The 13,435-nt window shown below is 61.1% G+C and carries 17 protein-coding genes; 5 read left to right on the plus strand and 12 right to left on the minus strand.

Annotation, left to right across the window (positions count from 1 at the left end; all coding sequences use genetic code 11):
- Positions 1–350: 350 nt before the first annotated feature.
- The 5 genes from V3330_RS17515 to V3330_RS17535 all read right to left on the minus strand — a co-directional run bounded on the left by V3330_RS17515 (position 351) and on the right by V3330_RS17535 (position 3,724).
- Positions 351–1,652: a metallophosphoesterase family protein gene (locus V3330_RS17515; protein WP_354696746.1), complete on the minus strand. Its 1,302-nt coding sequence runs from the start codon at positions 1,650–1,652 to the stop codon at positions 351–353.
- A 38-nt stretch (positions 1,653–1,690) separates the two neighbouring features.
- On the minus strand, positions 1,691–2,527 hold the full coding sequence (locus V3330_RS17520; RefSeq protein WP_354696747.1) for an SGNH/GDSL hydrolase family protein: 837 nt from the start codon (positions 2,525–2,527) through the stop codon (positions 1,691–1,693).
- Between the two features lie 44 nt (positions 2,528–2,571).
- The gene (locus tag V3330_RS17525; protein WP_354696748.1) at positions 2,572–2,703 is read right to left on the minus strand and encodes a hypothetical protein; all 132 of its coding nucleotides are present in this window, start codon (positions 2,701–2,703) and stop codon (positions 2,572–2,574) included.
- Positions 2,704–2,828: 125 nt separating this feature from the next.
- Positions 2,829–3,272 carry a hypothetical protein gene (locus V3330_RS17530; RefSeq protein ID WP_354696749.1) on the minus strand — a complete coding sequence of 148 codons (444 nt, stop codon included), beginning with the start codon at positions 3,270–3,272 and terminating at the stop codon, positions 2,829–2,831.
- Entirely contained in the window at positions 3,269–3,724 is a 456-nt protein-coding gene (locus V3330_RS17535; protein ID WP_354696750.1) for a hypothetical protein, read from the minus strand. Before V3330_RS17535 ends, V3330_RS17530 begins: the two co-directional genes overlap by 4 nt.
- Positions 3,725–4,019: 295 nt before the next feature.
- On the opposite strand from V3330_RS17535, the gene V3330_RS17540 reads away from it, so the two are divergent.
- Positions 4,020–4,217, plus strand: a complete 198-nt coding sequence (locus V3330_RS17540; protein ID WP_354696751.1) for a transposase — start codon at positions 4,020–4,022, stop codon at positions 4,215–4,217.
- 609 nt (positions 4,218–4,826) lie between these two features.
- On the opposite strand, the gene V3330_RS17545 is transcribed toward V3330_RS17540, so the two are convergent.
- The 4 genes from V3330_RS17545 to V3330_RS17560 all read right to left on the minus strand — a co-directional run bounded on the left by V3330_RS17545 (position 4,827) and on the right by V3330_RS17560 (position 7,476).
- Positions 4,827–5,114, minus strand: a complete 288-nt coding sequence (locus tag V3330_RS17545) for a HigA family addiction module antitoxin (RefSeq protein WP_435791841.1) — start codon at positions 5,112–5,114, stop codon at positions 4,827–4,829.
- Between the two features lie 32 nt (positions 5,115–5,146).
- Positions 5,147–5,425, minus strand: a complete 279-nt coding sequence (locus V3330_RS17550) for a type II toxin-antitoxin system RelE/ParE family toxin (protein WP_354696753.1) — start codon at positions 5,423–5,425, stop codon at positions 5,147–5,149.
- A gap of 73 nt (positions 5,426–5,498) precedes the next feature.
- Complete coding sequence (locus tag V3330_RS17555) at positions 5,499–7,019, minus strand: YifB family Mg chelatase-like AAA ATPase (RefSeq protein ID WP_354696754.1); 1,521 nt, start codon at positions 7,017–7,019, stop codon at positions 5,499–5,501.
- A gap of 217 nt (positions 7,020–7,236) precedes the next feature.
- Positions 7,237–7,476 carry an accessory factor UbiK family protein gene (locus V3330_RS17560; protein WP_354696755.1) on the minus strand — a complete coding sequence of 80 codons (240 nt, stop codon included), beginning with the start codon at positions 7,474–7,476 and terminating at the stop codon, positions 7,237–7,239.
- Positions 7,477–7,631: 155 nt separating this feature from the next.
- Between V3330_RS17560 and V3330_RS17565 the strand changes: the two genes are divergently transcribed.
- From V3330_RS17565 to V3330_RS17575, 3 genes are all read left to right on the plus strand, one after another.
- Positions 7,632–7,970: a P-II family nitrogen regulator gene (locus V3330_RS17565; RefSeq protein WP_354696756.1), complete on the plus strand. Its 339-nt coding sequence runs from the start codon at positions 7,632–7,634 to the stop codon at positions 7,968–7,970.
- 315 nt (positions 7,971–8,285) lie between these two features.
- Complete coding sequence (locus tag V3330_RS17570; protein ID WP_354696757.1) at positions 8,286–10,484, plus strand: hypothetical protein; 2,199 nt, start codon at positions 8,286–8,288, stop codon at positions 10,482–10,484.
- Positions 10,442–11,020: a hypothetical protein gene (locus V3330_RS17575; RefSeq protein ID WP_354696758.1), complete on the plus strand. Its 579-nt coding sequence runs from the start codon at positions 10,442–10,444 to the stop codon at positions 11,018–11,020. Before V3330_RS17570 ends, V3330_RS17575 begins: the two co-directional genes overlap by 43 nt.
- Positions 11,021–11,083: 63 nt before the next feature.
- On the opposite strand, the gene V3330_RS17580 is transcribed toward V3330_RS17575, so the two are convergent.
- Positions 11,084–11,878, minus strand: a complete 795-nt coding sequence (locus tag V3330_RS17580; RefSeq protein ID WP_354696759.1) for a hypothetical protein — start codon at positions 11,876–11,878, stop codon at positions 11,084–11,086.
- 29 nt (positions 11,879–11,907) lie between these two features.
- Entirely contained in the window at positions 11,908–12,069 is a 162-nt protein-coding gene (locus V3330_RS17585; protein WP_354696760.1) for a hypothetical protein, read from the minus strand.
- A 233-nt stretch (positions 12,070–12,302) separates the two neighbouring features.
- On the opposite strand from V3330_RS17585, the gene V3330_RS17590 reads away from it, so the two are divergent.
- Positions 12,303–12,881, plus strand: a complete 579-nt coding sequence (locus V3330_RS17590) for a hypothetical protein (protein WP_354696761.1) — start codon at positions 12,303–12,305, stop codon at positions 12,879–12,881.
- Between the two features lie 112 nt (positions 12,882–12,993).
- Here the strand turns inward: V3330_RS17590 and V3330_RS17595 are convergent, their stop codons facing one another.
- On the minus strand, positions 12,994–13,404 hold the full coding sequence (locus tag V3330_RS17595; protein WP_354696762.1) for an ACT domain-containing protein: 411 nt from the start codon (positions 13,402–13,404) through the stop codon (positions 12,994–12,996).
- Positions 13,405–13,435: the final 31 nt, after the last annotated feature.

A 13,435-nucleotide genomic window follows, 5' to 3' on the forward strand; every position in this document is an offset into this window, starting at 1 on the left:
CCACCAGCTTTCGCCTCGGGAAACAAGGTTCGTCGATAGGTCTATGCGTTGCTATCGATCGGTCCAGTGACATTTTCGGGAGCCATAAGACAATTCCAAGACTCAGTCGCGTCTATTTTCCGAGCACAGGTCAAGTTCAGGAATGACGTCCAGCCACTGATCGAAACCGTTGACTGTTCAAAGGTTTCCTTGGGGCGATATCGGAATTGAAGGATTGCTAGCTAGGGTGATTGGAGCCTGGAAGAAAGTCGAAAAAACACACACGACATTCTGACGAAAAGCGGACTGTGGTTCACACCTTCGATGTTGGACGGCGCGGCTAGGCGTAGGCGTGTACATTCCCGGGATACCTACTGCTGAAGTTCTATATTCCTTGTATGTCGCTCGTCGTTCTCGAGGATGTATCGCTCTTGTAAGGAATTGGGGCCAATGACAAGCTCCATGTACCCATGTGGCAAATCGGACACCCCTCCCCGCTCGCTCCCGTAGCAGGTACACGTGCCTTGTGCTTCCCATTCAATCTCTTCATCAATGGGCTCACCACCCCTGGCTTCCTGAAACACACCGTTACCCACGAGCGATCCGACCCAGCCGTCTGGCGATGGCTTGTATGCTATGCATCGGTGCTCATGGCCCCAGTACCAGGCTGCAGTTTTTCGCAAAACCGATTGACCAATTTGCTCGACTAAGTCTTCAGATGCCTCGCCATGGGCAGATATTGGTGGGTGATGGCCCATGAGGATGAGACGACGGCCTTGAACAGAGTTGGCGAGTTTTGAGAGCCAATTCACTTGTTGACTATCAAGTGATCCCTTCTCACGCAGGACCGTGGCAGAGGCGAGAGACGTATCAAGGCAGGCTATCCTCCACGCGCCCGCTTCTATGCAAAAGTAGCGGCCTGGTTGCTGCAATATCGTCAATGCGTGCATGAAGGGTTCCGGACCAAAGTATAGGTCATGATTCCCTGCTAAGGCTGCACGCCTCGAAGCGGGCATTTCGAAGATGGCGCTTAGGAGGTTGACAAGCATCTCGCCTGCGCTTCCAGCAAAGTAGGTGTCACCCAGGTGTATTACGTAATCGTAGGTTGTCTCCTCAGTTGTCTGCGCCTTCATTAACTCGACCACGCGCTGTTGCGCCTTGCATCGAAATCCGGCATCGCCTATCACTGCAATCCTATGTTCTGGTTTGTCGTCGAGAACGACAGGGCCAGTTGGCGTTCGTCCCGCAAGATGAATGAAGTCGCGTTCATCCCTGTTGAGTAAGGCAGCGACTCCGGTAGCTATCCACTTGGCCAGGTTGCCACCTTGAACTCCAGCTCGAATTCCTTGGTCGTGGTAATACTTGCTTGTTGCCAGCACAGCGTCGTCGTATGTAAATGGCCCTTCAGCATGTTGATTGACGATATTCGGATCTTTCTCCAGCCTGTCGAGTCGCTCCCTAATTGCCTCTGCGACCTTGTCATTGAGATCTCGGGAGCTGGCTAGGTGCACGACTTCAAGAAGGCGCCTTTCGAATTCTTCAGTATTGAAAAACTCCTCTTCCAGTTGAGCTCTTCTTCTTTGTTCAGCGACTTGCAGCTGTTGCTGAAGTTGCTGGTTGGCATGTGACTGCTGACCGGTGGCGGGCGTTATTTTTTGGTATTCACGCGTCATGTTCGGATGTAGGCTCCTTGATGGGCTTCCTCAGCCAATTACACGTTTGTGACTATTTGACGCCTGATCACCGCGGCCAGCTTGTCACGTCCTCCCGAGGTGGGATGTAGCTCGTCCGCCCAGTCTTCCCTGGCTAGCGTGCCCCTCAGGTCCATATGATGGAAGTCTTGGATGCCAGCAGCGTCGTCGGACGCCAGGTCGGCCAGCATTTCATTGAATTGGTCGACCAGGAAATTGACGATCAGAACCTGGTCGTCAAGGTCATCGATTTCCTTCTTTTTGAAGCTGGGTAGTATCCAAGGCCCTGCAGTAATCAAACCACCGATCAGGGAAAGTCCTTCGCCCGACGGAAACGCATAGTCATAGCCATGGGTGATTATTGGTACCGATCGTCCCGCAGCTCCCACAAAGTGGTCGACGGTCCCTCTCAACGTACGATACTGGTTTCGCATCCGGTCGAGCGTCCTGTTCAGCGCAGTCCTGTTGACCAGCTGGATTCCCTCCCTGGTTCCGCCACCTGGGTGAAGGTATCGTTTCAACTCGGAGCCCACGATGTCATTCCCGCCGCCACTGAACAGAACGACGTCATACTGCTCTCGACCGAGCCAGTCCGGATTTGTACCCAATCCCCAGTCCCGATTGCGCGCGCTAACCATCTCCTCCAGTTCGGCCCCCGGATTGGCGACCGTGACGATGTTCACGGTGGCATAGTCGTTCAGCTTGCCGATCAGCGACTTACTGCTCCACATCAGGTGGCCATGGGTAAACCATGAATCACCTTCAGCGAGCACTCTCACCGCGTTCGGTTTCGAACGTCTCTGAATGCGCACAAACCGTTCGATGCGGCGTTGATAGTGACTAGATAATGTGGGCATCGCGGTCTCCTCGGCGTTGTCTTCGGGTTGGTGCGGCTCAGGGATCAGCCTTCCTTGAGGAACACAAGCACGAGAAAGTGCTCGACGGTGAAGGTCGATCGCAGTTCATATCCGGTTTGCGCACCAGCGTCCACGATACTCTGGACATCCTGCTCCAGGTCGCTTGTCTCGCTCATGTCAATCTTCTTCAGCTCAACGTCTGCCATGACTCATCACCTCGGCAATGTTCAGCGATACGTGGCGCCCTTGCAGACCAGGCATCGCATGATGTGAAAAGCAAAGCTGGTTCAGTGCAAGCCGCCTAGTTGTCGCTGAAGTCGTCATCCAGGTTCTCGATAGCTTTCACCGCGGCCGCTGTCTTCGCATCCACGCTCCCATCCTTGTCTCGGATGAACAGCGCGGTGGCTCCGCCTTGCTCGACCGCCTTGTCTCCAATGGCCAAGCGTTGGTAAATGGTTGAATTGGCAGTGCCGCCGTAGTAAAGCTCCATAAGAACGTTAGGTGAGTCTGCAGCGCCGTCTCCATGGTGGGGTTGGCCAGGCCCCGAGCTGCGGTTGGTGGGCACGAAGGCGTACTCCGCTCGTTTGTACCCCAATACCGTGTCGACACCCGTGCCTTGAGCGTTTTGTCCCACGGACAGTCCGAGGGTGGTTCCGGTAACCGTAACGACGGAAAAGCCGCTGGTACTCGTGCACGCAGACACGGTTAGCGCGAGCGCCGCGACGCCCAGAATCTTCATGCTCATTTGCTTTCCTCCCCTGTTGCATTCTGGATATGCACTTGAAAACGTAGCCCCGATTCCGGTGTCTTGCTGACCTCGACCAGTTGAGCCGGGACGGGATGCGAGAAATAGGTCGCCAAGATCGTTGAATAGCCAATACTTGCGTTGAAACCGGGTGCATCCGTTGCCATCAGACCAAACGCGCTGGCAGAAACGACACTGGTGCCGCCTGTAGGTTTTGCCGGAACTTCGAAAACGCAGATGCCTGCACACAAGTAACGCCAGGAATGCTCATCTTTCTCCAGAGGGATGGCAGTACACGCGGCTAACTGGGCAAAGAGCACCGGAAGCGATAACTGCCGCCAGCGAACGAGTCGACGAACCTTATTCGGGCTGTTCAGATTCGGAGCACAGCGCGATTTCGGACCCGTAGTATGGCCGTGAAGTAAAGCACTGGAGTTGGTTGGCATTGGCATCACAGAATCCGGATAAGCCATCAATCGCAGCCCATCTCTGGTGCGCGAAGTGCTGGTTGGCCTGACGCATCCTGTGTGCTTCGCCCATTGCGGGCGGCTAGGATCCTGCTAGCGCGAAAGTACTTTGGTCCTCGCTGGCGTACAGCTTCCCTCGTCTTAGTAGTGCGCGAAGGGAGCGAAATCTCTCACCTGCGGAGAAAAATATTCTTCGTCGTTACCTGGATAAGCGCATAGGGCGGTTCGCTCATTCCATCGGCCGCTGCAAAACCAAACACGCCCAGGATTGCTGGCCCAGGTGGCCGGTTTCTCGCTGCATGCTGCGACCGTGAGTGAAGCCCATCAGCGATCAAAGCTGGAGCGTCTGTGCCGTTACATCACCCGTCCGCCGATCGCCACCAAACGCCTGTCAGTGGATCGTCGAGGCCGGGTCGTCTATGGTCTGGATGGGTGGCTGGATGGGGTCGGGCCAAGAAAATGCGTCATAACTAACTGAGTTAATGCAGTATTCCATTATTGTGGGGTTGGGTTTGTGCTCTTAGGTGGCAAGTTCTTTTGAGCAAAACCGTGCTTTAAAGGAATCCGGAACCGCTACGCCCTCTGTCGATTTGGGTTGACGCTCGAGCGCTCTGGATCTGAGCGCTTCCAAAATCCACCTCCGGTGGTGGCGCCTGAGCGTTTCTGCTGTAGCGAAACCGGTCAGAAGGCATAAAGCTCCAACATCGATGATTCGGTAGCGCGTTGGCGGCGTCTGAATTTCCAGATATCCGCCGTTGTTCCACGGTCCGGGTGCCGGACCACGCCGGCCCGAACCATCGACACCGCGGTGGCGAAATAGCGGCCTTCCCGGAAATCACCCTGGCGCTCCGTGTGCTGGTTGGACTTCTGAGGGACCTGCCCGGCACCGCCTGGGTTCTAATTTCGCTTGGCTCTGGGCATGCAAGTCTTAAAAGCATGATTCTGATGCCCAAATGGCTGTTCTAAGGGACGATTATCCTGTTGATGTTTGTAAGAATCTTTTTATTTCAGGCTATTACACGCCCATGGGCTGGCCCGACCCCAATTAACCCACTTAACTAAACACCTCAGTGGGAAAGGGAGCCTATCAGGCGGCTTCGTTTCGAGGCTCCACCGTTTGCGCGATACGCTCCCCCGATTCAATTTCGGCCACCCTCAGATCATGGTTATTCTGGAGGCTCAGCCAGAATTCGGCGGTGGTTCCCAGGTAGCGGGACAGACGCAGCGCCGTATCGGCGGTTATGCTGCGCTGACGGTTCAGTATCGCAGTGATACGGTTTGCCGGGACATCCAGTGCCAGGGCCAGGGATCGGGCGGACATTCCCAGTGTCTCCAGCTCTTCGCGCAGGATTTCGCCGGGATGGACCGGCTGCATGCGATTCGTCATGGTCATCCTGTCTACCTCCACTAATGGTAATCCACGATCTGAACATCGTGAGGTCCGTCGGCTTCCGATCGAAAGCAGATTCGCCACTGGCGGTTAATGCGAATGCTGCATTGGCCTGCCCTGTCCCCGGACAAGTATTCGAAACGATTACTTCTCAGCTTCGCCAGATCGTCCAGACTCGCGGCGGCATGAAGCACCGCGAGTCGTCTCGCTGCCTGGCGTGCGAATCCCTCGAAGGCTTTCACGCGGTGCCCCGCGAAAAATCGCTCGGTCCGCCGGTCGCGAAATGTCCGGATCATCGACCGCCGGCCACTGATACATAGTACGTATAACGTATCATCGGCAGCCTCATTTCGCCAGCTTCGACACTGATCAGGCGCCGTACTGCGGTTGCGAATGCGCCGCGGCGCTTCGGTACGAGATTGCCTCCGCCAGGTGCGGCACGTCGATGTGCTCGGCTTTATCCAAATCCGCCAGCGTGCGGGCGACCTTGAGGATGCGGTGGCAGGCGCGGGGCGAGAGGGTTTGCTTTTCGGCTGCGGCCGCCAGCAGGTTTTTCGAGTCCGGTTGCAACTGGCAGTGGCGCTTCAGGTCGTCGAAGTCGAGGCGGGCGTTGAGCCGTCCCGCGCGTTCCTGCTGCAGCGCCCGCGCTGCGATCACCCGTTCACGCACCGGTGCGCTGGGTTCCGGTGTCGCGCTTTCGCATTCCGCCAGAAAGGCCTCCGGGCGCGGCACCTCCACCTGCAGGTCGATGCGGTCCAGCAGCGGTCCGGAGATGCGCGCCCGGTAACGGTCGATCTGCTCGCCGGTGCAGTGGCAGCGTCCGCTGGCGTCGCCGGCGTGGCCGCAGGGGCAGGGATTCATGGCGGCGACGAGTTGGAACGAGGCCGGAAAGACTTCGCGGGCGTTGGCGCGGCTGATCGCGATTTTGCCGGACTCCATCGGTTCGCGCAGCACCTCCAGCACGTGCCGGCTGAATTCCGGCAGTTCGTCGAGAAACAGCACGCCGTGATGTGCCAGGGAAATTTCACCGGGGCGGGGCCGGGTGCCGCCGCCGACCAGGGCGGCGGCGCTGGCCGTATGGTGGGGCGCGCGGAACGGCCGCATCCGCCAGTGCCGGAGGTCGACTCCGCCCAGGCTCAGTGACGAGACGGCGGCGACTTCCAGAGCCTCGGCATCGTCCATGATCGGCAGGATGCCCGGCAGGCGCGAGGCCAGCAGGGTCTTGCCGGTGCCGGGACTGCCCGTGAAGAGGAGATTGTGGCCGCCGGCGGCGGCGACTTCGAGAGCGCGCCGCGCCCGCGGCTGACCGACCACGTCGGACAGGTCGGCGTGCGGGTAGTCGTTAACCGGCTCCACCCGCCGCACCGGTTCGAGATCACCCTTGCCGTGCAGCCAGGCGGCCACGTCGGACAGGCAGGCCGCGCCATGTGCCCGGGTGCCTTCGGCCAGCGCCGCCTCGGCGCTGTTGCCTTCTGGAATGATCAGTACGCGCCCGTCACATCCTGCCCGCATTGCGGCGGGCAGCACGCCGCGCACCGGCTTGACCGCGCCACTCAGGGAAAGCTCGCCGATGAATTCCACCCCGTCCATGCGCTCGGCCGGTACCTGGCCACTCGCGGCCAGGATGCCGAGCGCGATCGGCAGGTCGAAACGGCTGCCTTCCTTGGGCAGATCGGCGGGCGCCAGCGAGACGGTGACTTTCCACTGGGTGAATTCGAACCCCGAATTCAGGATGGCCGCCTTGACCCGGTCGCGCGACTCGCGCACCGCCGTCGCGGGCAGGCCGACCAGCGTGACCGATGGCAAGCCGTGCCCGATGTGGACTTCGACCACCACTTCCGGCGCGTCGACACCACGGCTGCCGCGCGAATATACCTGGGCGAGATTCATCGGGCCTCCTCGATTCCGCGCTGGCGGCGGGAGGTATCAGTGTGCCGTGGCGTAGGCTGTCCGGCCGTCGGAGGATGGCTTCATGGGGTGTAGGAAAAACGCCCGATCCGGGCGCGGGAGCTGGGAGTTGGCCGATCGCAGCAGCCGTCGGGCGCGGCTCCGCCAACGCAAGAGGGTGCAATTTCGAGATGTCGCTCGGCCCGCCGCGCTAGGCGGCTCAGCCGCGCTCGAGATCGGCGATCTGCTGCTGCAGCGTTTCGAGTTTCTCGCGGGTGCGGGCCAGTACCGCCTTCTGCGCGTCGAACTCCTCGCGCGTGACCAGGTTCATGCGCTCGAAAGCGCGCGCCAGCACAAGCCGGAACTGTTCTTCGGCTTCGGTTCGGATCTGCGTGAAGCCGGGCGGCAGGGCTTCGCTGAGCTTGCGGCTGAGGTCGTCGACCAGTCGCATGTCGATCATCATTACGTTCCTCGGGGGTGAATCCGGTTGCGGCGCCATTATGCGCACATTAAAGTCGTGCGTTCCAGAGTCAGCCGCGTGGCCCGGGACAGGGCCCGGGATGCGGCGCCAATCGGGCGAACCCCGGCGACAGCAAACCGACAGGATATCCACGCATGAAAATGATCATCGCCATCATCAAACCGTTCAAACTCGACGACGTTCGGGATGCCATCGCCGAGACGGGCCTCAAAGGCATGACGGTGACCGAGGTGCGCGGGTTCGGTCGCCAGAAAGGCCATACCGAGTTGTACCGGGGCGCGGAGTACGTGGTCGACTTTCTGCCCAAACTCAAACTCGAGGTCGCCGTGCCGGATGACCGGGCCGATGCCGTGGTCGAGGCCATTGCCGATGCCGCAGCTTCCGGCCGCATCGGCGACGGCAAGATCTTCGTGCAGCCGCTGGAGCGCGCGGTGCGTATTCGCACCGGCGAAGAGGGCGACGAGGCCCTGTAATCGGCATCGTCGGCAGGCGTCGGCCCTCCTGCGTTCTGCCGGGGCGGGGCGGGGTGGGTGGTGAAATCCGCCAATGCCTGCGCGCCAGGCCCAACTGAAAGCGTCCGGCGGACAGGAAAACGTGTCCGGCCGAATGCCAATTGGCGGATTCACCAGAAACCAAATCGGGGTTTTGCGCGTCTATGTAACGTAACGCCGCCGATTGCACGTGGCCCCGGGCCGGATTCGCACGAAGGTCACCGGCTCAATCCATTTTGGCACGGGATGTGGATAGAGTAAGCCGACCCCCAGACGGGGCGGTATTTCTGGAGCAGCATGAGACAGCAACACTCATTTCTGTCGGCGACCCTGGCCGAGTTGACGCGGCGTCGGGTGCTGCGCACGCTGGGTGGCTATGCAGTCGCGGTCTTCGTGTTGCTCCAGTTGATGGATGCCGCGGTCGAGCCGTTGCGATTGCCCGACTGGCTGCCGACCCTGGTGGTGATCCTTCTGATTCTGGGCTTCCCGGTCGTATTCCTGCTCGCCTGGCACTTCGATTTGACCAGCGGCGGCATTCGCCGGGCGACCCGGGCCGGAATACTCAGCCGCCGCCAGTCCGGCCTGCTGTTCGGCTCCATGCTGCTACTGACCGCGGGTCTGGGATACGTGTTCTACGTGTATTACTCAGGCGTTTTCGCCGAGCCGCTGCTGCCGGCTGGGGCGGAAGCGGCCGCGGTGCGCAGTTTCTCCGCGCCGCAGAACTCGATCGCCGTGCTGCCGTTCGCCGATCTCTCGGCCGCAGGCGACCAGGCCTATGTTTCCGATGGCGTGGCCGAGGAAATTCTCAACCTGCTGGCCCAGGTGGAGGGTCTGCACGTGGCCGCCCGCACCTCGTCGTTCGCGTTTCGCGACCGGCAGACCGATATCCGTGAAATCGGCCGCGCCCTGAATGTGCGCACCGTGCTGGAGGGCAGCGTGCGCACCGCGGGCAACCGGATTCGCCTGACCGCGCAGTTGATCAACGTCGAGGACGGCTACCACATCTGGTCGCATTCCTACGACCGTGAGCTCGACGACCTGTTCGCCATCCAGGATGAAGTGGCCAGCAGCATCGCCAAGTCCCTGGTCGACTCCTTCGCGGGTCTCGAACGCCGCTCCGCGGGCAAAACCGACAGCCTGGCCGCGGCCAACGCCTACCGCACCGGCCGCCTGCACTGGTGGCGGCGAACGCCGGCCGAACTCGAGCGCGCCATCGGCTATTTCGCCGAAGCCCTGGAGCAGGACGCCGGCTTCGCGCCGGCCTATGCCGCCATGGCGGATACCTGGCTGCTGCTGTCGCTGTACGGCAACCTGAACCCGGTGCGCGCGATCGAAAAGTCCATGCCGATGATCGAAAAGGCACTGGCCATCGATCCGGCATCGGCGGAAGCCTACGCGGCACTGGGACTGGCACGTCAGCAGATCGGGCAAAACGATTCCGCCGAGTCGGCGCTGCGGCGCGCCATCGAAATCAACGAGGACTACATTCCCGCGCACCTGTGGCTGTCGAACACGCTGGGGGACCAGGGACGCCTGCCGGAGCAGCGACGGGTGCTGGAACAGGCCCTGGCCATCGATCCCCTGAACGAGGTGATGGCCGTCAACCTCGCGCACAATCTGCGGACCCGGGGCGATGTGGAAGCCGGGCGTACTCTGCTCGAAAACCTGGTCGAAGTCCGGCCGGACTCCACCATGCTGTTGCGTTCGCTGGCCCAGCACGAGTTTTACAGCGGCGCCCTGTTCGAAGGCTGGCAACTGGCGCGCCGCGCGCTGGTGCTGGAACCCGCCGATCCCACCCAGGTCGCCACCATGGCCAAACTGTGGCTCACTTTGGGCGAGGTCGACCAGGCCGATGCGCTGCTGACCGAGGCTCTCGAGAGCAACAGTCAGAACTACGGTCTGCTGGACACGCGCTGGCTGACCCTGGTGGTGGCCGGGCGGCTGGAAGATGCCGAACGGCTGGTGCGCGAGGCCATGCAGCGCGCGGGTGATGATCTGCCAACCGGCTTGCAACGCGTGTTCAACCTGCGTTTCGGCATGCTGGCGCTGGCGCGCGGTGACGACCTCGAAGCCAGGCGTCGCCTCGCTGCCGCGGTGGACACGGAGGATGAAGTCGCGCACGAGGGCGATACCGTGCTGGCGCTGACCCTGCTGGCCATGATCGCGCAACGCAACGGTGATGCCGCCGCGGCCGCTGCCTGGCTCGCTGAAGTGGAGCGCAAGCTGAGCCGGGCCCGCATCAACGGCGTCGATGATGCGGATTTACACTACAGCCAGGCGGCGTTGCTGGCCTTGCGCGACGATCCGGATGCGGCCCTGCGGGAGCTCACTGCCGCCTACGATCGTGGATTCCGCGAACTCTGGCTGCTGGAAATGGACTGGCGCCTCGAGCCCCTGCGCCAGACGCCGGAATTTCTGGCGCTGGAAGCCCGCATGGGTGAAGATATCCAAGCATGTCTCACGATGATCAGCGAAACGAGCCTGGCGATGCGTTGAATCCGGCGACTCGATCCGAACGGTCGCGGAAGTCCGCAGCCGAACGGAACACCGGGCCGGTCGAAACCCTCGCCGAACAGTTCCGGCGCAATTCAGTGGCCCTGATCAGCCTGCTGATCGCCGTCACCGCACTCGCCTACAACACCTGGCGCAACGAAACCAGCGAGGAACAGCGCAATATCCGGCACGCGGCCTTCCGCGTGCTCGAGGCGCTGGGTACCCTGCAGCAGGTGGTCGATGCCCGCTTCTATTTCCGAGATTCCCTGGCGGCGGATCGGTTAACCCGCGCGGAACTGCACCTGTCGGGTTACGGCAACGCCGCGCTCAGCAGGGACCTGATGAGCCTGATGCCCGAACCGGCGGCATCGGCGGGTACGCGGCTGCACACGGACTGGCTGGCCCATTTCGAATCCGTGGACGATGTCGGCGCGGGCGGAAAACACACCCCCGAAGCCGTGACCGCGGAGGCCGAACTGCGTGAATCCCTGGACCATGCGCGGTCAGCCGTGCTGCAGGTGATAGGAACCCTGGAGTAGCGGGGTTTGACCTTTGGCTTCCGCGCCAGGTGTCGGTGGCGGGTCCGGCTTGGGATCCGCGGCCTAGAGGTCCTCGAATCCGTCGGCGAAGATGAACCCGGAGACGAACGCGACGAAGGCCGCGTCGAGGTCGCCGGGGTTCCAGGCGGCATGCTGGTCCGAACCGTCGTACGCCATAGCCCAGGTTCCGCCGGGCGCATCGAGTTGCAGCAGGTCCTCGTCGCTGAATACCATGCCGCCGACCTCGCCGGCGATATCGAACGAAACGTAGATGCTGCCGCTGTCGGGCGCGAAATGCAGCGCGTCCAGATTCGCGGCTTCCGGCACGAGATCAAGGGAACCGTCGAAGAACATCAGGTAGCTGGCCCCGTCGACGAGGACGACGTCTTCGTCCATGACCGTCAAGCCCGGCAGCGCCACGGCAATGTCGAACGAGAGCAACAGCTTGCCGGCGCCATCGACACTGAGGGCGTCGAGCCGTGCGCCAGACGGCACACCGGCGGCCGAACCGTCCCATTCCAGGCTGTAGGCGTTGCCGTCATAACGCACGACATCCGACGGGCTCGCCCGGACGGCGCCCGGCAGTTCGACGGTGGTATCGAATCCCAGCAGGCGGTCGCCGTTGCCCAGAACGTGGTAGAGCGTGAGGTCCGCCGCGGCGGGAATGGTGCCAATGTCCTGCAGCGTTACGTTGCCCGCCAGGTTGTCCCGCGCGGGGTCGTGATCGGCCGTCGTGACCGAGGCCAGCGCGAGGGTGATGTCCGCGGAGACCTGCACGGATTCGACCTGGGCCGACACCGGGCCGGCGGCAAGCGCCGCGCACGCAGCCACGGTCATGTACGTATATCCCGTTCTCATTACCTTGCTCCCGAAAGTCAGGTTTCTTTTCATGGGCAGGTGGTGTCTTCGCCGCAGACGTTGGTGCCCTTGATGCGGAAGCCGTTGAGGTCGAGGTGAACCCGCTCGGCCGTGATTTCGATTGCAATGGTGTTCTCGGAGGGGTTGTCCAGGTTGCCGGTCAGTACGTACGCGCCCGGCTGGGACAGCACCAGCGGGAAGCCGCCGCCGGCTCGAGGCTTTGCCGGGGCAGGATCTCACGGCCTGGCGCTGACTCAGTTCGGCTACCTGACGTTTGATTTATGCTTGCCTGGGGGCTGGAAAAATGTCCCGAAAAGCTTACGTGAACGGTGCCTGGAATTTAGTATTGCTGGCGGCATGAGCGTTCAGCAGGTGGATGTGTGAGACTTCAAGGTCGGATTGACTCGCAGGACAGCCAATTTTCATGAGTATTTTTGAACACGTCTCGGTTTTCATATCAGTGATCCTCGGTCTGGCCGTCGTGCATTTACTGGGTGGTTTGTCCTTAATCCTCGATCGGCGCGTTTCGACACGCGTGTACTGGGTGCACATGCTTTGGACGGTCAACATGCTCTTCTTCACCTCCCTGGTGTGGGTGGGCAATTTCGCCTTGTCGGAGGTGTCCACATTCAGCCTGTGGCATTTTTTCAACTTGATTCTGTACTCGATGTTCATCTACCTGATGAGTGGATTGCTTTACCCCGTGCGAGGCGGTGAAGTAACCAATTTTCACCAGCATTTTGAAGACAACCGGGTTCGTTTCTATGCCGTTGGCCTGGGTCTGGTCATCACCGATGCCCTGGACGGGCTGCTCGAACAACAGGCCCTGGGCAGTGAGCTAAACGTGGGCCAGTTTTTTACCCTGACGGTGTACATGATCCTGTTCGCGATTGGCACGAGATACAAGAGCAGGCGGTTTGATGGATTTACAGCCATCGTGTTTTTCGCGGGTTTGCTGGGTTTTCTGCAAAGCCTGGTGATGATCGGGCTGGTGGATGCCTGAATGGCTGCAGAATCCGGGTACGAGCACAGGGCAAAAACGGTTCATGACGCCAATGACCATTCCCGTTTTCTGCAAACCCTGGAGTAGCCGGGCCTGTCACCGGGCGTACGTCTCAACCCTCTCCGTCGGCTCTGGTGACCGGGTATCCGGCGTCCCGCAGCGCCGCGGCCGCATCATCCCGCGCCTCTGAGCGCACCAGCACATAGTCGGTTTCCCAGCAGGACAAGGCGAAAATGCTGATGCCGGCCCGGGCCAGCACCTCGCTGATCCCGGCCAGGATGCCGGTGAGCGCGAAATCCAGCGGGCCATCGACCACCATCGCCGTCCAGCCGCGGGTGGATTCGCTCGCGTGCACCGCAACCGCTTCGTCACACACCAGCGTGGTCGTCTCCGGGGTGCGGAAACAGGCACAGATTCCGTCAATCGTGCGCGGGTCCGGCACGGGGTCGGCGGCGTCGAAACGGTGCACCGCGAATGCCCCGTCGAGGAAGGTGATTCCCACCCGGGGAAAGTCCTGATCCATGTCTTCGGTTCCTCCGTCCTGTATTTCGCGC

This window comes from Elongatibacter sediminis (assembly GCF_037892215.1).
GTDB lineage: Bacteria > Pseudomonadota > Gammaproteobacteria > Xanthomonadales > SZUA-36 > Elongatibacter > Elongatibacter sediminis.

Excerpts from the sequence above, each read along its gene's own strand:
- V3330_RS17555 (WP_354696754.1), bottom strand. The coding sequence starts at position 7,019 with ATGAATCTCGCCCAGGTATATTCGCGCGGCAGCCGTGGTGTCGACGCG.
- V3330_RS17525 (WP_354696748.1), bottom strand. The coding sequence starts at position 2,703 with ATGAGCGAGACAAGCGACCTGGAGCAGGATGTCCAGAGTATCGTGGAC.
- V3330_RS17545 (WP_435791841.1), bottom strand. The coding sequence starts at position 5,114 with ATGCAGCCGGTCCATCCCGGCGAAATCCTGCGCGAAGAGCTGGAGACA.
- V3330_RS17530 (WP_354696749.1), bottom strand. The coding sequence starts at position 3,272 with ATGAGCATGAAGATTCTGGGCGTCGCGGCGCTCGCGCTAACCGTGTCT.
- V3330_RS17590 (WP_354696761.1), top strand. The coding sequence starts at position 12,303 with ATGAGTATTTTTGAACACGTCTCGGTTTTCATATCAGTGATCCTCGGT.
- V3330_RS17515 (WP_354696746.1), bottom strand. The coding sequence starts at position 1,652 with ATGACGCGTGAATACCAAAAAATAACGCCCGCCACCGGTCAGCAGTCA.
- V3330_RS17565 (WP_354696756.1), top strand. The coding sequence starts at position 7,632 with ATGAAAATGATCATCGCCATCATCAAACCGTTCAAACTCGACGACGTT.
- V3330_RS17535 (WP_354696750.1), bottom strand. The coding sequence starts at position 3,724 with ATGCCAATGCCAACCAACTCCAGTGCTTTACTTCACGGCCATACTACG.
- V3330_RS17580 (WP_354696759.1), bottom strand. The coding sequence starts at position 11,878 with ATGAGAACGGGATATACGTACATGACCGTGGCTGCGTGCGCGGCGCTT.
- V3330_RS17520 (WP_354696747.1), bottom strand. The coding sequence starts at position 2,527 with ATGCCCACATTATCTAGTCACTATCAACGCCGCATCGAACGGTTTGTG.
- V3330_RS17550 (WP_354696753.1), bottom strand. The coding sequence starts at position 5,425 with ATGATCCGGACATTTCGCGACCGGCGGACCGAGCGATTTTTCGCGGGG.
- V3330_RS17570 (WP_354696757.1), top strand. The coding sequence starts at position 8,286 with ATGAGACAGCAACACTCATTTCTGTCGGCGACCCTGGCCGAGTTGACG.
- V3330_RS17575 (WP_354696758.1), top strand. The coding sequence starts at position 10,442 with ATGTCTCACGATGATCAGCGAAACGAGCCTGGCGATGCGTTGAATCCG.
- V3330_RS17560 (WP_354696755.1), bottom strand. The coding sequence starts at position 7,476 with ATGATCGACATGCGACTGGTCGACGACCTCAGCCGCAAGCTCAGCGAA.
- V3330_RS17595 (WP_354696762.1), bottom strand. The coding sequence starts at position 13,404 with ATGGATCAGGACTTTCCCCGGGTGGGAATCACCTTCCTCGACGGGGCA.